17 protein-coding genes and 1 pseudogene are annotated in these 21,011 nt (G+C 67.5%); 6 read left to right on the top strand and 12 right to left on the bottom strand.

Annotated features, from left to right (window positions below):
- The first annotated feature begins 5 nt into the window (after window positions 1–5).
- On the top strand, window positions 6–197 hold the full coding sequence (locus ERC79_RS11085) for a hypothetical protein (protein ID WP_131578140.1): 192 nt from the start codon (window positions 6–8) through the stop codon (window positions 195–197).
- Window positions 198–288: 91 nt separating this feature from the next.
- Here the strand turns inward: ERC79_RS11085 and ERC79_RS11080 are convergent, their stop codons facing one another.
- Window positions 289–1,062, bottom strand: a complete 774-nt coding sequence (locus ERC79_RS11080; protein ID WP_131578139.1) for a hypothetical protein — start codon at window positions 1,060–1,062, stop codon at window positions 289–291.
- Window positions 1,059–1,628 (bottom strand): RNA polymerase sigma factor, encoded by a 570-nt coding sequence (locus tag ERC79_RS11075; protein ID WP_131578137.1) that lies wholly within the window; start codon window positions 1,626–1,628, stop codon window positions 1,059–1,061. The genes ERC79_RS11080 and ERC79_RS11075 overlap by 4 nt, the downstream gene beginning before the upstream one ends.
- A gap of 298 nt (window positions 1,629–1,926) precedes the next feature.
- On the opposite strand from ERC79_RS11075, the gene ERC79_RS11070 reads away from it, so the two are divergent.
- A complete protein-coding gene (locus ERC79_RS11070) occupies window positions 1,927–4,188 on the top strand; it encodes a transglycosylase domain-containing protein (RefSeq protein ID WP_131578135.1) in 2,262 nt (753 codons plus the stop codon).
- A gap of 41 nt (window positions 4,189–4,229) precedes the next feature.
- Here ERC79_RS11070 and ERC79_RS11065 read toward each other — a convergent pair.
- The 4 genes and pseudogenes from ERC79_RS11065 to ERC79_RS11050 all read right to left on the bottom strand — a co-directional run bounded on the left by ERC79_RS11065 (window position 4,230) and on the right by ERC79_RS11050 (window position 8,218).
- Window positions 4,230–5,445, bottom strand: a pseudogene (locus ERC79_RS11065) (MFS transporter).
- 450 nt (window positions 5,446–5,895) lie between these two features.
- Window positions 5,896–6,966: an ABC transporter permease gene (locus tag ERC79_RS11060; protein WP_131578133.1), complete on the bottom strand. Its 1,071-nt coding sequence runs from the start codon at window positions 6,964–6,966 to the stop codon at window positions 5,896–5,898.
- Window positions 6,963–7,820, bottom strand: a complete 858-nt coding sequence (locus ERC79_RS11055) for an ABC transporter ATP-binding protein (protein WP_131578131.1) — start codon at window positions 7,818–7,820, stop codon at window positions 6,963–6,965. Before ERC79_RS11055 ends, ERC79_RS11060 begins: the two co-directional genes overlap by 4 nt.
- On the bottom strand, window positions 7,817–8,218 hold the full coding sequence (locus tag ERC79_RS11050; protein WP_131578129.1) for a GntR family transcriptional regulator: 402 nt from the start codon (window positions 8,216–8,218) through the stop codon (window positions 7,817–7,819). Before ERC79_RS11050 ends, ERC79_RS11055 begins: the two co-directional genes overlap by 4 nt.
- 184 nt (window positions 8,219–8,402) lie before the next feature.
- On the opposite strand from ERC79_RS11050, the gene ERC79_RS11045 reads away from it, so the two are divergent.
- Together ERC79_RS11045 and ERC79_RS11040 are read left to right on the top strand one after the other, a co-directional pair.
- A complete protein-coding gene (locus tag ERC79_RS11045) occupies window positions 8,403–10,562 on the top strand; it encodes a transglycosylase domain-containing protein (RefSeq protein ID WP_131578127.1) in 2,160 nt (719 codons plus the stop codon).
- 170 nt (window positions 10,563–10,732) lie between these two features.
- Window positions 10,733–12,331 carry a hypothetical protein gene (locus ERC79_RS11040; protein ID WP_242676877.1) on the top strand — a complete coding sequence of 533 codons (1,599 nt, stop codon included), beginning with the start codon at window positions 10,733–10,735 and terminating at the stop codon, window positions 12,329–12,331.
- 15 nt (window positions 12,332–12,346) lie between these two features.
- Here ERC79_RS11040 and ERC79_RS11035 read toward each other — a convergent pair whose 3' ends face one another.
- The 5 genes from ERC79_RS11035 to ERC79_RS11015 all read right to left on the bottom strand — a co-directional run bounded on the left by ERC79_RS11035 (window position 12,347) and on the right by ERC79_RS11015 (window position 17,841).
- A complete protein-coding gene (locus ERC79_RS11035) occupies window positions 12,347–13,291 on the bottom strand; it encodes a DUF1214 domain-containing protein (RefSeq protein WP_242676818.1) in 945 nt (314 codons plus the stop codon).
- A gap of 82 nt (window positions 13,292–13,373) precedes the next feature.
- Window positions 13,374–14,045 (bottom strand): GAP family protein, encoded by a 672-nt coding sequence (locus tag ERC79_RS11030; RefSeq protein ID WP_131578125.1) that lies wholly within the window; start codon window positions 14,043–14,045, stop codon window positions 13,374–13,376.
- A gap of 25 nt (window positions 14,046–14,070) precedes the next feature.
- On the bottom strand, window positions 14,071–14,496 hold the full coding sequence (locus tag ERC79_RS11025) for a hypothetical protein (RefSeq protein ID WP_131578123.1): 426 nt from the start codon (window positions 14,494–14,496) through the stop codon (window positions 14,071–14,073).
- A 130-nt stretch (window positions 14,497–14,626) separates the two neighbouring features.
- Window positions 14,627–17,083, bottom strand: a complete 2,457-nt coding sequence (locus ERC79_RS23735; protein ID WP_165497092.1) for a LuxR C-terminal-related transcriptional regulator — start codon at window positions 17,081–17,083, stop codon at window positions 14,627–14,629.
- A gap of 155 nt (window positions 17,084–17,238) precedes the next feature.
- Window positions 17,239–17,841 carry a TetR/AcrR family transcriptional regulator gene (locus tag ERC79_RS11015; protein WP_131578119.1) on the bottom strand — a complete coding sequence of 201 codons (603 nt, stop codon included), beginning with the start codon at window positions 17,839–17,841 and terminating at the stop codon, window positions 17,239–17,241.
- A 93-nt stretch (window positions 17,842–17,934) separates the two neighbouring features.
- Here ERC79_RS11015 and ERC79_RS11010 point away from each other — a divergent pair, with 93 nt between their 5' ends.
- Together ERC79_RS11010 and ERC79_RS11005 are read left to right on the top strand one after the other, a co-directional pair.
- Window positions 17,935–19,167 (top strand): acyl-CoA dehydrogenase family protein, encoded by a 1,233-nt coding sequence (locus ERC79_RS11010; protein WP_131578117.1) that lies wholly within the window; start codon window positions 17,935–17,937, stop codon window positions 19,165–19,167.
- On the top strand, window positions 19,164–20,234 hold the full coding sequence (locus ERC79_RS11005) for a phosphotransferase family protein (protein WP_131578115.1): 1,071 nt from the start codon (window positions 19,164–19,166) through the stop codon (window positions 20,232–20,234). The genes ERC79_RS11010 and ERC79_RS11005 overlap by 4 nt, the downstream gene beginning before the upstream one ends.
- A 46-nt stretch (window positions 20,235–20,280) precedes the next feature.
- Here the strand turns inward: ERC79_RS11005 and ERC79_RS11000 are convergent, their stop codons facing one another.
- Window positions 20,281–20,859, bottom strand: a complete 579-nt coding sequence (locus ERC79_RS11000; RefSeq protein ID WP_131578114.1) for a hypothetical protein — start codon at window positions 20,857–20,859, stop codon at window positions 20,281–20,283.
- Between the last annotated feature and the right edge of the window lie 152 nt (window positions 20,860–21,011).

Genomic DNA, 21,011 nt, shown 5'->3' with positions numbered 1-21,011 from the left:
TCCACGTGCCTAGACCGTCGCGGCGGCGTCAGTCGCTCGAGATGCTGATCGGCATCGTCGGGTTCTTCACGGTGATGGCGTTCCTCGCCGCCGCTGTCGCCATCGTCCGCGGCGAGCCGTCGGTGACGTCGTCGCTGGTGCTGCTTGGCTGCGTCGTCGTCCTCGGTGGGGTGATCGTGCTGCGGCGGCGGACCTGACTGACGCCCTCCTCCCCCGCGTTTTGCGCACTTATCGCGCGTTCCGGGGCCGATTTCTCGCGATAAGTGCGCAAAACGCGAGTCGGATCACCTAGAAGTTCGGCCCGATCTCGAAGCTGCCGACGACGGTGCCGTCGGCGGCGTATCCGGTGAGGACCGGCCGGGGGCTGCCGGGCGTCGGCGGCATCGGGTACCAGCCGAAGAAGCTGCCGTCCGCGAGAACCATGGGAAGCACCTGCCCGGTGCTGGTGCGGATTTCGGCACGCACCGCCTCGCCCGCCGCCGCGTCGAAGGTCACGGCGTTCGGTAGCACCTCGCCGCCACCACCGTCGCCGAACGACGCGACGGGGAATGTGCCAGCACCGTCACCCAGACCGCCGGCGCTCTCGGGTCCCTGGCGGCAGCGTCCGCCCAGGTCGGTGAACTCCGACGGTCCGGGCCGCGCCGCGCTCTCGGGGCTCTCGAACACTGCAGCCATGCACCGTTGGTCGCCGGCCCCGCGGGCCACGAAGACGCTGAGCACAAAGCTGTCCGGGCCGGGAACGGATCCGATCCGCTCGGCTGCGGCCGGATCCACCGGGGTGGACCCCGGCCCCGGTTCTTTCCAGGAGTAGTAGTGGTCGGTGAACGCCTTCGGCATTATCCCGGAGGCGGCGGCCGCCCCGACACCGCCCGCGGCGATCAAGGCCGCGACTGCGACAACGGTGCCCACCCGCCGGGTCCGCCGGGCGGGGCTCGCCGGTTCGGTGGTGGTCGCCATGATGCGGGCGCGCTCCGTCGCCTGCAGGTGCTGCGGCCATAACAGCGAGTCGGTCCCGGTGTCGGGCCGCATACCTTCGAGGGTCTTCAACAGGTCTTTCGTCATCGGATGCTCCTCGGTTGGGGGACGACCCGCAGCGGGGTCGAGGTGGTGGATTCGGTGGCTGCCTCGGTGCGCATACGGCGTCGGGCCCGGAAGAGCCGGACGTGCATGGCAGGGACGGAACACCCGACGACACGGGCCGCTTCGGCGGCGCTCAAGCCGTCCCACGCGGTCAACAGCAGGGCTTCGCGCTCCGTAGAGGTGAGGGCCGCCAGGGCCGCGAGCACCTCGGCACGGTCGGTGACGGTGATATCGGCGCCCGGCGCGGACCCGGCGACCTGCTCGATGCGGGCCATCTTCTCCGTCAGTGCATCACGGCGGCGGTCGGTGCGGCGGTGGTTGGACATGGTGTTGCGGGCGACCACCAGCAGCCACGGCAGCGCCTCGTCGGGGACCTCGGGCAGTCGTCGCCACGCCACCAGGAACGTCTCCGACACCACCTCCTGAGCGGTGTGGTGGTCCACATGCCGACAGGCATACGCGAACACCCGCCCGCCGAAGTCGTCCCACAATGTCGTGAACCGCACTCTGTCCCGCGATGCCGGCGATCCCGGCTGTTCCTCTCCCATACGAAGAAGTGTCCGGCCAGGCGTCGTTTCTTACCGGACCCTCCGGACCGAGCGCGCCGACGGTTCGCCGCCGCTCCGGTTTCCGTCGCGCCGCTCCCCCGATCGGCGGTGCGACGCCGCAAACATCGGAGCGGCGTCGGGTATGCCGGGTCCGTCCTCGCCGGATCGACAATCACGTGCCGTCCGCGCCCGGGAGTGCGAGGATCGAGGGACGACCGGATCCAGCCGACCCCGGTTGGGGCTCGATTGGATCGCCAGTTGCGGACCGGAAGTTGCGCGCGTGAATCCCACGAGCAGCATGACACCCGAAGAACCCCAGCGGCCCGAGCGTCGGCCTCGAACCCGCCGCAGCCGATTCCTGCGCATCCTCGCGCTGGTGGTTCTCGTGCCGGTCGTCCTGCTGGCCGCGGCGTATCTGCTGGCCGACGTGCCACGCCCCGCGGACATGCAGACCAACCAGGTGGCGACCATCCTCGCGTCGGACGGGACGAGCGTCGTCGCCAAGGTGATCCCGCCGGAGGGCAACCGCACCGATGTCCCGCTCGAGGCCGTGCCCGGATCCGTCCGGAACGCGGTGCTCTCGGCGGAGGACCGTGACTTCTACTCGAATCCTGGTTACTCGATCTCGGGCTTCCTGCGGGCCGGCCGGGACAACCTGCTGGGCCGGGAGAGCGCCGGCGGCGGCTCCACCATCACCCAGCAGTATGTGAAGAACGCGCTGGTAGGCACCGACCGCAACGTGATCCGGAAGGCGCGGGAGCTGGTGGTGTCGGCGAAGATGGCGCGGCAGTGGTCCAAGGACGAGATTCTCGGCGCCTACCTGAACACCATCTACTTCGGGCGCAATGCCTACGGGATCGCGGCCGCATCGAACGCGTTCTTCGGCAAGCCGGTGGAGCAGTTGACGATCGCCGAGGGTGCGGTGCTGGCGTCGGTGATCCAGAGCCCCTCGATGCTCGATCCGGCCACTGATCCCGACGCGCTGCGGGCGCGCTGGAACTACGTCCTGGACGGCATGGTCGAGATGGGGGTGCTTGCCGCATCTGAGCGCGCGGCCGTCGAGTTCCCGGAGGTGCTGCCCGTTGCCCCGCCGTCCCAGGCCGATGTCGCGCCCGGTCCCGAGGGGCTGATTCGGACGCAGGTGGCTCACGAGCTGGAGGCGGCCGGGATCGGCGAGCGGGACCTCGAGACGGGTGGGCTGCAGATCACCACGACCATCGACGCGAAGGCCCAACAGGCCGCGGTCGATGCGGTGAACCGCGCCCTCGGCAACCAGCCTGATCAGCTGCGGGCGGCGGTGGTGTCGATCGATCCGCGGTCGGGGGCGGTGCGCGCCTACTACGGCGGTGCGGAGGGTGCCGGGTTCGACTTCGCGCAGGCGGGGTTGCAGACCGGATCGGCGTTCAAGGTGTTCGGGGCGGTGGCGGCGCTGCAGGACAAGGTGCCGCTGTCGACGCCGTTCAGCAGTGCCCCGCTGACGGTCGGCGACATCACCATCAAGAACGTCGAGGGTGAGACGTGCGGTACGTGCAGCCTCGCGGAGGCGCTCAAACGTTCACTCAACACCAGCTACTACCGGCTCACCCTGTCGATGGAGAACGGTGCCCAGAAGATTGCCGACGCGGCACACCAGGCGGGCATCCCGAAGCAGGTTCCGGGTATCGAACATGAGACCCTCACCCAGTTCGGCGGCCCACCGGAGACCGGAATTGTGTTGGGCCAGTATCAGACCCGACCCATCGACATGGCGTCGGCATACGCGACGCTCGCGGCTTCCGGAATGTACCACCAGCCGTTCCTGGTGCAGAAGGTGGTGGACGCGGACGGCAAGATTCTCTTGGACCGGCAGCCGCCACCCGGTGAACAGCGGATCGAGGCCCCGATCGCGGACGCTGTCACGCAGGCGATGGTGCCGATCGCGCAGTACTCGCGCGGGCACGGCCTGGCCGGCGGCCGGGTGTCGGCGGCGAAGACGGGAACCGCGCAACTCGGGGACACCGGTGAGAACAAGGACGCGTGGATGGTCGGTTCCACGCCGTCGCTGTCCACCGCGGTCTGGGTGGGCACTGCGGACGGAAAGTCGATCGAAACCAGTTGGGGTGGAATGATATACGGTTCCGGTCTGCCGTCGGACATCTGGAAGGCGACGATGGACGGCGCGTTGGCAGGTACCCCGAACGAGCAGTTCGGGAACGCGCAGCCGTCCCGTCCGCCCGCCGCGACCGGGGGTTCCTCGGCGGGGGCCACCGAGCAGGGCTATACCGAACCGCCGTCGACGCGGCAGCGGTCGGTGCAGACGCAGCAGGAGGCGCCCTCGTGGACTGCTCCCCCGGCTCAGGCGGTCCCGCAGGCGCCTGTTCAGCAGCAGGCACCGGTTCAGCAGGCGCCCGCTCAGCCGCAGCCGAACGTACCTCAGCCGCAGCGGAGCTCGCCTGTGCCGCAGCAGCAGGCGCCCGCCCCACAGGAGCCGGCTCCCGTCCCCGCTCCCGCACCCCCGGCCCCCGCCCCGCCGCCGGGAATTCAGATCCTCCCGGGTGTCACCATCCCGCTCCCAGGTTAGTCCGATTCGGCGAGTGGAGAACTCGCCGAATCGCCGTGCCATCAGCCTGCGGTGACCAGCTCGTCGCCGTCGGTGGTCGAGTGGGTGGCCGCGGCCGGAACCTCGGTCTGGGAGATGTTGCGCAGCAGCAGGAAGGCCGCGCCCGCACCGATGAGCGCGACGATCACACCGATCCAGAACGTCACCTGGAATCCGGCCTCGTCGTAGACCACGGCACCCTGCAGCGTCGCCTGGACCTCCGGTGGGAACTGCACGATGTGCGAGTTGTTCATGACCGCGAACGCGATGAGGGCAGCACGGCCGGGAACACCGACTGCGCCACGCCCACCATGGAGGCGGAGCTGGCCTGCGCCGGCACGGCCTCGATCGGCAGCTGGTACAGGCGAGGCCCTCGGCGTCGACGCCGAAACCGGAGCCCAGGCTGAACAGTGCCGGGGCCATGACCATCATCGGCAGCAGGATGGTGAACAGGCTGGATAGGTCGTAGACGATGCCAGAGCTGATCGTCGTGAGCAGCACGGGACGTTTGCCGACCACGACCAGGAGCACGAGGACACCGATGAGGTAGGTCAGGGTGCCGCTGTCCGTCCAGCCCCGCGAGGGACCGAAACTAACCGGGATGAGGATGCCGGCGATACCGCCGCCGAGCAGGATCGCGCCGACGAGGTCGATCCGCGAGCGCAGACGCACGCCCGACTCGGGCATCGTGACTGGATCAGGACACCGAGCACGACCAGGCAGATGTCGAAGAACCGGAAGATGGATCGGAAGCCGAAGTCGTCGAGCCAGCCGGTGAGGAACGGCGCGGGGATCGCGATGAGGCCCATGCCGCTGGTCGCGATGCTGACGGCGAGCGCCACCGTCTTCTGCGGGAAGACGTCACGGATCAGCGAGTAGCTCAGGAACAGGGGCGGCACCATGAAAGCCAGCCAGGCAGCGTCTGGCGATCATCATCGCGTACGACGTTGCGATGGCCGAGATGAACGATCCGACGAGCGCAGCTCCGACGCAGGCCAGCAGCATCTTGCGCTTGCCGTACATGTCCGCGAGCTTGCCGATCAGCGGCGTCGCCCTGGCGCCGAACAGCAGGAACGCGGTCAATAGCCACGCGCCCTGGGTGGTTTGGTCATGCATCGCGATCGACGGCAGGGCCTTCGAGATCATCGTGTAGCTGACTGCTAGGAGCTCGAGCAGAAGCACGATCGACGCGAGGGAGAGGACGAGGCGAAGGCTCCAGTCTTCCTCTCGTTCCGGCACGTGGGACCGGAGTGCGACGGCATCGCGCCGCTATGGGTGGTGGCCATCCGTGGAATCCTCTCAGATGCCAATAAGGAACGGGTGCAGACAATTTCGTGTCCTCGGTGAAGCTTCCGGAGTGGGTGGGCACTCGGCGCCCACCTGCGCACCCTCGGTCGGTTGACGGTGCCTTCACATCACAGTGATGCACGAACTGTGGCACCAGAGACATGTCCGTCCAGTAGGACAATTGGCGGCCGTGGGTAATCGAGTGCCGTAGCTGGCGAATTCGACTCGTTACCAAAGTGATTGAGCGCCTGAGTGCCACAAAGTGCGTTACTGGGCGATTTGCCTGAATCGCCGTGGGGCGGGTTCGGGACGGACAAGCAAGTTGGACGGCGCACAAAACAAACGCTCGGTGCCCCGGATTCCGGGGCACCGAGCGTTCGAGGCTTTCGATTTGGTTGTGCGTCAGGGGCGCAGTCTGCGCAACGCCCACATCGACGGGATCAGCAGGAGCGCCGAGAGCGCGAGGGCAATTGCTGCTTCCGTCAACTGGAAGCGGCGCAACAGGCTGTCGGGGTGGTACCTGAACTCGAAGCGGTCGATACCCTGCCGTTCCTGGCAGGCAGTGAACTCGTGGTTCATCGCGGCGTTGATGGCGTCCTCTCGTGCCTCGTACTCGGTGAGTGTCTCGTCGGGCCGTTGCCCCCAATCTTCATCGCCGCCGATCTGGCCACACTCCGAGTAGTCGAACTCCACGCCCTTGCCGTCCGCATCGACGAATCCGGAACTCAGCAGCCATACGTTCCTGTTCTCGTCATCCGGCCTGTACGCGACTGTTCGTCCGGGACCGTCTATTGTTTGTGCCTCGACGGCGGGTGCCGTGTAGTGCGGTCGTGCGCCCAGTTGGAAGCTGACCGTCACTGCGCACATCGCGGCCAGTGTCACCACCATCGCACCGAGCGTGTTGCGGAGCAGCAGGGCGGCAAGGCTTCCGAGAATCAGCGCGAGGAACGTGTACGCGGCGGCAACCAGTCCGCTGGATTGGAACAGCGGGAACGTCAGGCGAGAGTATCCGTACCAGACGCCGGTCGAGGCGTAGGCGTAGTTCGACTCGAGCCCCGCCGAGCGGGTCCACTCGAGTACCGACCCCAAGAGTGCCATCGCGGCGGTGACAGGCACGAAAACCACCAGTAGGCGGGTCCAGTACCACCGAGTGCGGCTGACCGATTGGGACAGCCCCACCACGTGCGTGCCCCGTTCGATATCGCGGGAAAAGGCGGTGACGCCGACCAGCACGCCGAGTAGGGCGGGCAACAAAGTGGTGCCCAGGGTGATCAGCGTGAGTGACGATTCCGACCAGCATGGGCCCGCGCCATCGCCCGTCTTCGGGCATCCGAACATGGTGCCGAAGGCAATCGGCCTCGCGGACCCGCGGATCGCGACCCCGCAGATCAGTGCGACGATCGTCAGCGCCAGGATCGCGCCGACCGCGGCGAGGATCGTCGTTCGATGCTGCCGCCAGATAACCCAGATCATGCTGCCTCTTCGTCGGTAGTGGTCAGATAAGCCAGGACGATGTCGTCGAGGTTCGGAGATTCGACGCGCCATCCGTCGGTGGACGCGGGACGGGGGCCCCGCACCAGATGAGTGCGGTGCCGCGACTCGACGACGCTGCCACCGTCGATGACGCCGGCGGGGTCCGACGTACCGGTGAGCAGGTAGTGCTCGTCGAGTAGATCGTCGAGCGCGCCGGTCAGCCGGGTCCGGCCGGAACCGAGGATCACCAGTTGGTCCGCGATCTCGGCGACCTCGGAGAGAACGTGTGACGACAGCACGATCGTGGTGCCGCGTTCGGCGGCGTCCGTCATGAGGGTTCGGACGACGGATCGTCGTGCGAGCGGATCGAGTTCGGCCAGTGGCTCGTCGAGCAGAAGCACGTCGGGGCGCCGTCCGAGCGCAAGCGCCAGCGCGACGCGGGCGCGCTGCCCGGGAGAGAGCGTCTTGACCCGTGCCGACAGCGGAATCTGCGCCTCGGCGACCAGGGAGGTCGCGTAGTCGTTGTCCCATCGGGTGTTCGACTTCTCGCCGAACAGCAGGATGTCGGCGACGGAGAATCCGTGGTATAGCGGCTTGTGCTGGGCCACGTAGGCGAGGCCGGGCACGATTCCGTTCCGGCCGGGGCGACGGCCCAGCACCGTCACCTCTCCCGCGTCGGGCTCGAGCAGTCCCACCGCGATCGACATCAGCGTCGACTTACCCGCCCCGTTCGCACCCACGAGGGCGGTGATGCTGCCGCGTTCGACATCGAACGAGCAGCCTCGCAACGCCTCGGTGCGGCGGAACCGCTTGTGCACCTCGCGCACCGTCAGCGCGCTGTTTGTCTCACTCATGTCAACTCTCCTGTGTCCTCACCGAATTCGCCGTCCAACGCGGCTGCCACCAGTGCCTCGAGGTCCGAGCGGTCCAGGCCCGCGGCGGCAGCTTGGCGGGCCCACGTCGCGAGTTCGTCTTGCAGTGCCTGCCGTTCCGCCATGCCGGGCTTGAGAAGCGACTGGGTCACGAACGTGCCCAGTCCGGGCCTCGCTTCGACGAGTCCGTCGTTCTCGAGTTCCCGGTACGCCTTGAGCACGGTGTTGGGGTTGATCGTGACCGCGGCGACCACGTCCTTCGCGGTCGGAAGGCGGTCACCCGGCTTCAGGTCGCCCAGGCGCAGCGCCTGCTTCACCTGGAGCACCAGCTGGACGTACGCGGGAATCCCGGATCGACGGTTGATGTGGAACTCGACCATCGAATCTCCATTTCACTACAACAATAGTGAAATAGAGGTTGCATGGTCCGGCATCCACTGTCAACCTGTTCGAGAGGTTTGCGAGGGCCGAGAGGGTCGTTGCGTGTCGCGACAAATGCGAGTCGAAGGCACTGAGCAGTGCGAAGATTCGAACGAGTGTACAGATTGGGACGGAAGTTCGATTGTGAATTCAACCAACACGGAAGACGCGGGCGGGTCGAGATCCGGCGCGCCCACGGCACGGCACGGGCGGCGCAAACCGCGACGACGCGGCCGTCGTATCGCCCTCTACACAGCCCTCGTCGTGGTCGTGCTGCTCATCGCCACACCGCTCGTCGCGTTCGGTGTGGCATACCAGTCGACGGACGTTCCGCGGCCGGGTGACATGCGGACCAACCAGGTCGCGACGATCCTGGCATCGGACGGCACGACGGAGATCACGCGGGTGGTGCCGCCCGAGGGGAACCGCACCGAGGTCTCGATCGACCAGATTCCGGTATCCGTGCGTAACGCCGTGCTGTCGGCGGAGGACCGGGATTTCTACACCAACCCGGGATTCTCGGTGTCCGGCTTCGCTCGCGCCGCCCGCGACAACGTGCTCGGCAAGGACAGCGCCGGTGGCGGGTCCACCATCACACAGCAGTACGTGAAGAACGCACTCGTCGGCTCGGAACGCTCGCTCACCCGCAAGATGCGGGAGCTGGTGATGTCCGCGAAGATGGCCCGCGAGTGGTCCAAGGACGAGATTCTGGCGGCGTATCTCAACACCATCTACTTCGGCCGCGGCGCGTACGGTATCGCGGCAGCGTCCAACGCCTACTTCGGCAAGCCACTCGACCAGCTGACCGTTGCGGAGTCGGCAGTGCTCGCCGCGGTCATCCAAAGTCCGTCGAGCCTGGATCCCGCGATCAACCCGGCTGCGACGAAGGCGCGCTGGGACTACGTGCTCGACGGCATGGTCGGTGCCGGCACCCTCGGCGCCACCGAACGCGCGGCGGCGCAGTTCCCGGTGGTGCTGCCGTCGGCGCCGCCGACGGATTCCGGTGAGGCACGCGGGCCCGAGGGGTTGATTCGTGCGCAAGTGCTGCAGGAGTTGGAGGCGGCGGGGATCAGCCAGCAGGATCTCGACACCGAGGGCCTGCAGATCACCACGACGATCGATCCGAGAGCTCAGCAGGCCGCGATGGACGCGGTCGCCGACACGTTCGACGGCGAACCCGAGAACCTGCGGACCGCGGTGGTGTCGATCGACCCACGCTCGGGTGCGGTACGCGCCTACTACGGCGGCGCCGACGGCGCGGGCTTCGACTTCGCGCAGGCGGGGCTGCAGACCGGCTCGTCGTTCAAGGTGTTCGGGCTCGTTGCCGCACTGCAGCAGGACATTCCACTGTCCCAGATGTACGACAGCGGACCCCTCTCCGTGTACGGCGTCACCATCAGCAATGTCGAGGGCGAGTCCTGCGGGAAGTGCACCATCGCCGAGGCGCTCAAGCGGTCGCTGAACACGAGCTTCTACCGGCTGACGCTCTCGATGGACGATGGCGCGCAGAAGATCGCCGACGCCGCTCACGAGGCCGGAATTCCGAAGACGGTACCGGGCTGGCCGTACGAGACCCTGACGCAGGATGGAGGGCCGCCGGAGAACGGGATCGTGCTGGGCCAGTACCTTTCCCGGCCAATCGACATGGCGTCGGCCTATGCGACGCTCGCGGCATCCGGCATGTACCACCAGCCGTACTTCGTGCAGAAGGTCGTCACCGCCGATGGCGTCGTCCTGCTGGATCGGCCCGTGTCCGAGGGTGAGCGCCGGCTCGATGCCGCGGTGGCGGACAACGTTACTCAGGCGATGCTGCCGATCGCGGCGTACTCGCGCAGCCACGGGCTGGCCGGGGGACGGCCGTCGGCGTCGAAGACCGGCACCGCGCAGCTCGGCGACACCGGCGAGAACAAGGACGCCTGGATGGTGGGCTACACGCCGCAGCTGTCCACCGCAGTGTGGGTGGGTACGGCGGACGCGAAGGCGATCGAGAACAGCAGGGGCGGACTGGTGTACGGCTCGGGTCTGCCGGCAGACATCTGGAAGAAGACCATGGACGGCGCCCTCGAGGGTGCCGCCGTCGAGAAGTTCCCGTGGCCTGCACCTATCGGCGGGCAGGCCGGGGTGCCGTCGTACAGCGGCGCCGGGTCCGGCTCCGGCTCCGGCACAACCGCCGCGAGGCCCAGCACCTCGGAGGCTCCTGTCCCGTCCGCCCCGGCAGCGCCACCACCACCGGTGGCGCCGGGCCCACCCCCGCCGCGAGAGATCGAGATCCTGCCCGGAATCAAGATCACGTTGCCGGGCTGACGGGGCGACCCGAGTCGCGCGAGTGACGCGGGTCGATATCGGCGGCGCATGTGTCCAATCCGCGATTGAAGAATCTTCGAACGGCAGGTGTACTCGTGGTCGTGACTGAACCAGCGCGTCGGCGCGTGTCCTCGGTGTCCCGTCTCCGCGTGCCATTGGCCAGCGCGGCGATGCTGGCCGGACTGGTGGTATCCGCGCCCGTCGCTGTCGCGACCACTGGCGCGGAACGGCCCGCCTCGTGTGTGCCGTTCGGTACGGCTCAGTTGCCGCCGGGTCTGCCATCGCAGGGCGGCCGCGACGGCCTCGGGAACCTCCCCGAGTTCCATGGGGACCACGCACCGGATTCGATCGAGCTACGCACGCAGACAACGCAGTTCAACAGATTCTGGGACTTCGCGTTGGTCGATGCCGCGCTGCTTGCCCGCCCGCGGGCGCAGTCCGGGGCCACGCCCGATTCCTGGCGGTACGCGCCGCTACCGGAGTGCCTGCGGAACCGTCTGGTGGGTATTTCAGTCGATGACGACGAGCTGATCGCCGTTGATGATGCCGGCTGGATCTACACGATGGACAACGCGTCGCAGTCGCCGATGTTCTGGAACTGGACATCGGCTTTCGGGTCGCCGCTGTGGACCGGGCCGGGTCAGCGGTTGGCCGGGCGGGAGCCGGGCACGTGGGCACTGAGCGTCGCCTCCCCGTGGGACAATCAGACCTACGTCGACGCCGCGGGCCGCGTGCACCATGTCGGGCTGGGCAAGATGACGATGGTGCCCGCGCTCACCGGCGACGGCAGCCGCATCACCTACGCCGACCCGTGGCTGCCGAACGACAACAGTTACGAGATCGGCGGTCCGCTGGGCGGACGGTTCCGCTCGGTTGCCCTCTCGTCGGCCGGGTCGACGACGTTCGTGACGAACGAGTTCGGCGACATGTACACCCGCAACTTCGACTTCGACTCCGGCGGTTCGGATTCGGTGTTCTTCCGCTACAGCTGGGATGACCAGACCGGCAAGCCCACCGCGCCGAACATGTTCGCGGAGCTGCTGGTTCGCGACTACGCGGCGATCCGCTTGCCCGCCCAGGACTGGTTGCCGCAGCCGAAGATTCAGGGCGAGATCACGTCGGCGATCAGCATCCATTCCACCGGCGTCGGCCCGGACCAGCGCGAGCTGCGGGTTGCTGGACGCCGCGACGACGTTGCCGGCTTCTGGCACAAGGAGCTGAACGCACCGGCCTGGGACTTCACCGCGACGGGGATGGAACTTCCGGGCACTCCGCTGGAGAACTCGCCGTGGAACCGTTCGGCCGAGACGCTGGCCCCGCCCGCACCATGGCATCTGTCGGCGTCGTTGCCTGCGCGCGACGCGGTGGTCGACGGGCAGTTCCTCATCGACGTCGGGCTGCCGTACACCCTGGTCGATCCGCGCCTGCTCGACGCCATAGGCCAGCAGGTGGGGCCGTCCGGCTACCGGATCTCCGTCGAGCACTTCGATCCCGCGGCCACCACCCGCGGGGCCACGGTGACCACGCCCGACGGCACGGCGATCCCGGTGCTGCTGCATACCGCCGACGGTCTCCGCTTCGCAGCTCGCGGCGCCGGCCTCGACGCGCAGCCACGGCATCTCGTCGGTGCGATCGAGATTCCGCAGGCCGCGTTCGACGCCCGCGCCGCCGACCCCGCATTGGATGCCTTCATTCGGGACTGGATGCGCGACAAGCGGATTGCGCCGATCAGCCTGAGTGCCACCGACACCGATCTGGTGGTGCGGTAATCGCCGGCGGTTCCGTTAGGGCGCTGGGTGCAGGTCCGGTAGCTGCCACGTCCCGTCCAACACCTGCGGACGCGGTCGGTACAGGCGGACAAGGAAGTTCCAGCCGTCGGCGACAGGGAGCGCGTTGGGGGTGCCTTCCGGGTAGTCGCCGAACCGGACCGTCACGGAACCGTCAGCGTTCGATGCCCCGGTGATGTTGTTGACGCTGTACGCGTTCTGCGGGTTCGGCTCGAAGTATCCCTGCGCGTTGTATACGGAGACGGACCAGAAGCCGTCGACCGGGACATCCCGCAGCGTCAGCTCGTAGTTGCCGGACGGCACATCGGGCGCGACACCGATGTAGGTGGCCTCGCTGCTCGGTAGTCCACCCCATCCGGCGGCGGTACCGATCAGATGCCGTACCGGGTCGACCTGGTCTTTGCGGCCGAAGGAAGCATCGAAGCTGGTGAGTCCGCTCGCCAGTTCGAGCAGTGCAGACCGGGTGGCGTCGAGGCTGGCCTTGTCGTACTCCGGTGAGACGAAGGGTTGGGCCGAGGCGGCGTCGATTGCGATCTGGTCCTGAATCTTCGCTACTTTCTGCACGTCGTCGGGGTTTGTCGGGTCAGCCAGCGTACGCACTGCCACGAGGACGTGCGGCGAGCCGAATGTGTCGGCAGTCAGGGGGTATTCGCCGGCATCGTGATAGATGGCCCCGACGTAGTGGTCCCGGTTCACCACCATCGCCGAGACATACCGCTCGTCGTGCTCCGGGAGAGTAAGCGTTGCACCCGCCGAGATATCGACAACCGCGGAACTGTACAGCGTGTCGCGGTTCAGGCGGATCACCGTCTGACGGTCGATCGGGGCAGGTTCACGATTGTGTTGGAGCAGGTTGACGCCTCCGGCGTCGCGCTGCAGGTCGGCGAACATTCGGTCGGTCTCGGCTCGCACGAAGTTGTCTACGTTGACACGAATACTCAAGGGGTATCTCCTATTCGATTGCGAAACGGACGCACGCAGCGTCCCACACCGGCGCTGGCGGTACCACCGGAACGAGGTGCCATCACAACGCCCCCAATCCGCTGCCGATGAGTTTGGTTCCGAGGACCAGCAGCAGCACTGCCATGATGGTGGCGTTGTTGGACGCCAACCAAGTGCGGATCGAATCGAGCAGCGGTACAGCCCGTTCCGGAGCGACCAGGTATCCGACCGTCGGCACCGCGATCATGAGGGAGGCGACGGCGACGAAGATGCTGATGCAGATCGCTACCGACCCGACGCCGAGGCCGGAGGTGCCGAGTACCGATCCGGCGGCGATCGCCAGGAACAGGTTCTTCGGGCTGACGGCAGCGAGGAGGGCCGCCGTTCCCAGTGAAGCACCCGGGCGCATCGTGTCGAACTTCGTCATCCATGCCGGTAGACCCTGTTCGTCGTCTGGCTGCGGCCTCGACCGCATCTGGCGCACAGCCATTCCCAGTAGCGTGGCGCCGAGGAGCAGCTGCACGGTTCCGACCACCGGTTGGCCCTCGGAAGGCGACGACTCGGGAAGGACACCCGCCAGCAACGTGAACGCGACGACGCTGGTGAGGACCCCCAGCACCCAGCCGATGAGGAAGCACGGTCCGAGGACGCGCGCCCGCGGCCCCATCAGCAGCAGCGTGGCGCCGATGATCGGCACCGGGCTGATCGCGATCGCGACAGCCAAAGGGAGCAGATCGCCGATAACGGTGTTCATGCGAATCGGTGGGAGGCTCCGCCGCTCAGCAGCCGAGGGACGAGCCGAGTGCGTTCTGCGCCGACACGATCGACGCCACGTTGCCACGCAACTGCTGCGCAGCCTCCGGTACGGTCAGGTTCGGGTCCAGGTTCGTCACAGCCTGGTCGTACTCGGCCCAGGCGGCCGACAGTGCATCGAATCGGTCCTGACTCACCGCCGTCGCCGATGTGGCAAGCGCGTCATGCGCGCCGGCGACCTCGGCCCGGGTCGCACCGATCTCCTCGAGGGTGGAGGAGGCGTCGAGCGATGTCTGCGCTTCGGCGACCGCGCCGACGAACGCGGCATAGGCATCGCACGTCGCGGCCGCATTGTCCACAGCGGAGTTTTCGTCGTCGCTGCTGCATCCGACGACGGACAGCATCAATGCACCGGCGACGAACGTGGTGGCGAGCAGCTTGGTCCGAGACATGTGTAACTCCTGGAAGCGAGTAGGGATTCGAGCGCACGGGGCCGGCCGCCAGGCTCGCACACCGGAGTGTTCGACAGGTAGTGCTCGGGTCGAGAATCATCCGCAGTTGATGAGTCGCCGGGGCCATCGGTCACGGCCTGAGCTGAACGGCCTCACGCCGATTGGTGACTCCGAGCTTGCGATAGATGGATCGCTGATGTGTGCGAACGGTGTTGACGGACACGAACAGTTCGGCAGCGATCTCGGCGGCGGTCATGCGGGTGTAGAGGAATCCGAGGATCTCGCGTTCGCGTCGGGTGAGAGAGGAGCCGAGCGGTTGACGGTCGGCCGCCGATTCGGCACGGGCGAGGAGCGTCGCCAGGAGCTGTTCGTGTCGGGTGCCCCAGGCCGCGTGCTCGGTGAGGAGGGTCCGGAAGGGCGCATCCATCCGGCCGAACGGTCGGATGATCCGTTGGGGTTCCGCGATATCCAGGGCGCGCTCGAGCTGTCGGTGCGCACGCTGGTGAGCGCCCTGGCTCCAGCCGATCTGGGCCGCGGTGACGAGACCGCTGACCTTGACGTAGGAGGTCGGCAGCCCCACGATTCGCTTCAGGCACCGTGCGGCGTCGTCCAGGCGCCCAGCGCGCCGGTACATCTCGGCCGCCAGGACCGTTACCATCGGCAGGCTGCGGGAGAAGTCCAGGCTGTCGAGGCGTTTGCAGGCGAGTTCGATGTCGCCACCCGCGGCGGCAAGTGCGGCGGCTGTGGCGGTCCGGAACGTCTGCCAGGGAACGCCGTGGACTTCGGCGTCGACAACCTCGGTCAGAAGGTGCGCGGCTTCGTCGAGTGCGCCGGCGTCGTGGGCGGCCGCCACGGTCAGCGCGTAGAAGATACGTGCGAGCGAGGTGTACGCGGTGTGCTCTCCGGCCGGCATCGACAACGTGCGGAAGGTCGCCTGCGCCGCCGCCAACTCGTCGTGCCAGTAATGGATGAAGCCCCGTGTGACGAGCTCGATTCCACCGTCGTACTGGAACCACTCGGTGTCCCCGTCGGCAGCCGCTGGAGGTGCCTGGTCCAGTGTGAGCTCCGCCTGTAGGAACTCCCCGCCGAATGCGAGTGCGAATGCCAGATTGGAGGCGGCTCGGTGGGCGAGGACGCGATGACCGGCGGCCCGAGCCTCGTTCCTCGCGGCGGCGAGGAAGCGCACAGCTGCCGGGGTGTCGCGGCGCAGTCGCAATTCCGTCCAGCCGAGGAGGAAGACCGCGTGAGCATGACTGTGGTGTGCGGTACCCCCGATGTCGAGCGCGGCCCGTACCCGGTCGGCTGCGGCCTCCAGGTCCGCCGGCCGATGCGCGAGGAACAGGTCGGCGAGTGCCCGGGTCGATTCCAGGTGCGCGGCGACAGCGGGGTGGGCCGGTCCCGTCGACCGGGCGCGGGCGAGGAGGAGCGCCGAACCGGCCGAATCGCCGAGGACATCGACACAGCACGCGCGGATGAGCAGTATCTCGGGGGTGTCCGCGAGGTTGGTCGGGAGCGCGAGGCACCGTGCATTCAGGGCACTCGCGTGTGACTCGATCACCAGTCGCAACCAGTGCTCGCGGATGATGTCGACGGCGCGACCCGGCGCGCCCGCGCGCATTGCGTGAACCGTCGCCTCGATCGGGAACCTCGGGGCGAGCCAGTCGGCGGCCACCAGGTCGAGCCGTGCCGCGCTTGCCGCGTCCAGCCGTTGTAGCGCTACCCGACACCGTTGCGCAAACACATCGTGCCAGCGATACGCGGTGCTACCGTCCGCGCCGACGTACCGGTCGAGGAACAGTCCACGACGGACGCACTCCTCGAGCAGCGGCGCGCTGTGACGGTGGCCGCTCAGCGCCGTCGCGAGATCGGCATCGATCCGATCGCACGTCGTGGTTGCGAGGACGAACTCGGCCAGTTCCGGTGGCAGGTGGTTCAGTACCGTGTCGGTCACGTAGCCGGTGAGCAGGTCATCGGAGATATTCGCCGGAAGGGCCGGGTTGGTCGCCGCCCGATCGTCGAGGTTCAACAGTGCCAGCCGCACAGCAACCGGCCAGCCGCCCGTTTCACGGTGCACCGACGCGGCCACTTCCGCGGACGCCGGAGCGTCGAAATCGCTGGTCGCCTCCACGATTTCCACAGTCGTCAATGCGAGATCCTGCGAGGTGACCAGGGTTGCAGCCCCGCCGACCAGCTGTCGGTTGAACCAAGTGTCGAGCTTCCCGGTACCCGCGAGGACGAATCGAATGCTGCCGGAAGCCGATTCGGCCATCGGGCGGATGACTTCGACAAGGTCATCGGCCTCGGCCAAATGGGCGTCGTCGACGATCACCACCACGGGGCCGGGAAGGCCGCTCGCTACTCGTTCGAGGTGTGTGATCAGGGCCTGCCGGCCGTTGGGCGCGATGAATCTGCCGCGTACCGGGAGTCCGTGCCTCTCGGCCGTCCTGTGCAGCGCGGTGACCAGCCCTGCCGCGAAGCTCTCGGGCCCACGGTCGTGTCGGGAGAGCGACAGCCATGCAGTCGGTTGGGTGCCGGCCCGCGCCCACGCCGCGAGCGCGGTGGTCTTGCCGAAACCGGGAGGTGCCACGACCAATGTGATCGGCGAGTGCGTCACCGCTGCGTCGAACAATGTTTGCAGCCGCGGTCGGGGCCGAGTGCCGGGACTGGGGTCTGGCGGTTCGACCAAGAACCATGGCGCATAACTCCAGTGCCGTCGCAGCTCACCGCCCATATCGGCGGAGTTTAGTCACCGTGTGGATACAGGGCGCACCTGAGCGGAGCAGGCAGGCTGGCCAGTGCGTGATCGACGACGTCGTCGACGGTGAACACCGGCTCGGTGGTGCGGTCTATGGCGAGGCTCTCGACCATCGACCACCAGCCGCGTAGCAGGATCCGGGTGGCCGCGGACGGTTCGCTGCCGGTCGCCTCGAGCGTGCGCTCGACCATCGTGTTCTTCATGTGCTCGCGGATCTCCCGGATCTGCGGGTCGGCGCCGAAGCCGCCGTGGAAGAACGATTGGTAGTTTGCGCCGTGCCGGTCGATGAACGAGACGAATGCGTGCACGACTGCCCGGAGCGGTTCACCGGCGGGATCGGCAGGGTCTGCCTTGGCTGCGCGCAGCAGTCGGCGGGCGGCTGCCCCCACAACGGCGACGTAGTAGTCCTGCTTCGTTGGGAAATAGCGGAACAGGAGGCCGCGCGATATCCCGGCCTGTTCGGCGACGCGGTCGATGGACAGCGCATGGATCGGCCGGGCCGCCAGTTCCTGCAGGCCGATTGCGACCAGCTGGCGCTTGCGCTCCTCCGGAGGCAGCCGGCGGCGGGGGGCGCCGGTTTCGGTCGACAAGAGATACACCGTCCAGGTTCTTGATTGCGCGGTCAGTCTACGGATAGATTAACTGAGCAATGCTCAGTTATTGCTGCCGTTATGGAGGACTGCATGGATTTCTCACAGACCGCACGGTCGAGGGAGTACCTCGACCGACTGCGCGCCTTCATCGCGACCGAGGTTGCCCCCGTCGAGGCCCGGCTCCGGGCCGAGCGCGTCGCGCCGCTCGCGCAGCGCTCCGACGTCTCCGGCGCCGCGATGTGGCAGGTCTCCGATGAGTTCCGTGCGCTGCAGACCAAGGCCCGCGAGCAGGGTCTGTGGAACCTCTTCATGCCCGACGCCGAACTCGGCGCCGACCTCACCAACGTCGAGTACGCCCCGCTTGCCGAGGAGATGGGACGCTCGCCGTTCGTCTCCGCAATCTTCAACTGCGACGCCCCCGACACCGGGAACATGGAGGTGCTCTACCACTACGGCAGCCCCGCACAGAAGGAGCGCTGGCTACGCCCGCTGCTCGACGGCGAGATCCGCTCGGCGTTCTGCATGACCGAACCTGAGGTGGCGTCCTCCGACGCCACCAACATGGCCGCGACCGCGATCGTCGAGGGTGACGAGGTGGTGCTGAACGGCCGCAAGTGGTGGAGTACCGGCATCGGTAGCCCCGACTGCAAGATCCTCATCTTCATGGGCCTCACCGATCCGGAAGCGCACCGGTATCAACGGCATTCGATGGTGCTGGTCCCGATGGACACCCCCGGCGTCAAGGTCGAGCGGATGCTCTCGACCATGGGTTTCTACGACGAGCCCGGCGGGCACGGCGAGGTGTCGTTCACCGATGTGCGGTTGCCGCTGGACGCGATCATCGCCGGTCCCGGAAGGGGATTCGAGATCGCACAGGGGCGCCTGGGTCCGGGACGTGTGCACCACTGCATGCGTCTGGTCGGTCTCGCCGAGGCCGCGCTCGAACTTGCGATCCGCCGCGGCACCGAACGCGTTGCGTTCGGCAAGCCGTTGATCAATCTGGGTGGCAACCGCGAACGCGTCGCCGACGCCCGGATCGCGATCAACCAGTTGCGGTTGCTGGTGCTCAACACCGCGTGGCTGCTCGACACCCAGGGCATCGCGGGCGCGCGGTCGGCGGTGTCCGAGATCAAGGTCGCCGCACCGCGCGTCGCGCAGCAGGTGATCGACTTCGCGATCCAGATCCACGGCGGCGGAGGGTTGTCCGACGACTTCCCGCTCGCCGGTGCGTGGACGGCGGCCCGGGCGCTGCGGCTGGCCGACGGCCCCGACGAGGTGCACCAGGGCCTGGTGGCCCGCTTCGAGTTGGGCAAGTACCAGTGACGGCGGACCTGCCCGAGAACGCGCGCGCCGTCCGCGACGAGGACGCCTTCGATGTCGAGGCCGTCGCGCAGTGGCTCCGAGAAAACAGTGTGCACGAGAACGGTGTTCCCGAGGTGCGCCAGTTCGCGGGTGGGGCGTCGAACCTGACCTACTTGCTGCGCTACCCGCACCGAGATCTGGTGCTGCGCCGTCCCCCTGCCGGGGCGAAGCCGTCGTCCGGGCACGACATGGTCCGCGAGTACCGCATCCAGTCGCTGCTCGCGCCCGTGTACCCGCACGTGCCGGCGATGGTGGGCCTGTGCACCGATCCTTCGGTGCTGGGCAGCGACTTCTACGTGATGGAACGCGTCGAGGGCACGATCCTGCGGGCCGCTCCCCCGGCGGAACTCGGCCTGACGCCGGAGAACACCCGCGAGCTGTGCCTGCGCGTGATCGACCTGCTGATCGAACTGCACGGCGTCGACCCGGACGCGGCGGGACTCGACGAGTTCGGCCGCGGCACCGGATATGTGGCGCGGCAGGTGGCGGGCTGGACCAAGCGCTATGCGGCGGCCCGCACCGACAACGTGCCCGATTTCGCACGGGTCACGAAGTGGCTCGAGGACAATCAACCGGAGGACATCGCGTCGGCGGTGATCCACGGCGACTTCCGGCTCGACAATGTCGTGCTCGGTGACGACCTGATGCCCCGTGCCGTCCTGGACTGGGAGTTGGCCACCATCGGCGACCCGCTGATGGATCTGGGTTCGAGCCTCGCGTACTGGGTGCAGGCCGACGATCATCCGATGATGCAGGCCACCAAGCGTCAGCCGTCGGACCTGCCGGGCATGCTCACCCGTCGGGAGATCGTCGACTATTACGCAGAGCGAACCGGCCTCCCCGTCGACAACTGGGGTTTCTACGAGGTGTTCGGGCTGTTCCGCCTAGCGGTGATCGCGCAGCAGATCTACTACCGCTATCACCACGGCCAGACCACCAATCCCGCGTTCGAGCACTTCTGGATGGCGGTGGGCTATCTCGATACCCGGTGCAACGAACTGATCGACGGCACGGGGAAGGCGCAGTAGTGGTGACTTGCGTCATGCATTGATGCAGACCGCCGGGCGGCCACGCCTATCGCGGGCCGTCGAGCTCGAAGTACAGCGTGTCCGACCAGTAGCCGAGACCGAGTTCACGGAGGGGCTCCTCGATGCTCTCCTGCGACGGCGTGAACACCCGCTGCCAGAAGGTCGGCTTGGCGGGTACGAACTTGGTCAGCACCGCCTCCATTTCTGCATCGATGTCCGCCAGCCCGGCCATCAGTGCGCGCCCCTGGTCCGCGAACGGCTCGTCGTCCATGTCGAAGACCTCGCCACATTCGAGGACGAAATGGTGGTCGGGTTCGGTGTGGCTGCGCAGGAACCGCAATGCATCCTCGGCCATCGTGCCGAGACCGGGATGGTCGATGCGGCCGAGGAAGCGGTCGAGCCGGTCGATGCCGGGGCCGCAGCGCGCCGTGACCGCGATCAGGCCGGGGGTCTCGTCCCAGATGATCGACTGGCAGGCGCGGGGGTCCGCGGAGACCAGGATCCGGGGGACCAGCGGTATCGCGTACGACCACTCGGAGATACCGGACAGGCGCCGGCTGCGAACCCTCGCCGGATCGTCCTGAGGGGCAATAGGCGTGGTGTAAAGGTAGGTGCGGTTGGCCACGGCCGCTTCCTGTCTGTGGTCGGATCGGGCGATGAGGTCGAGTCCAAGCCCTCTCCGTCCGTTGGGGGTTTCATCGTCCAGATTTGAGGCTCGATCCGAAAACACCTGTGGCGGTGGAGGAGTCCGAGGACCCGCCCACCGCCACCGGGAGT

It is taken from the genome of Rhodococcus sp. ABRD24, from assembly GCF_004328705.1.
In the GTDB taxonomy this organism is placed as follows: domain Bacteria; phylum Actinomycetota; class Actinomycetes; order Mycobacteriales; family Mycobacteriaceae; genus Prescottella.
This window is presented reverse-complemented; position numbering and strand designations above follow the sequence as displayed.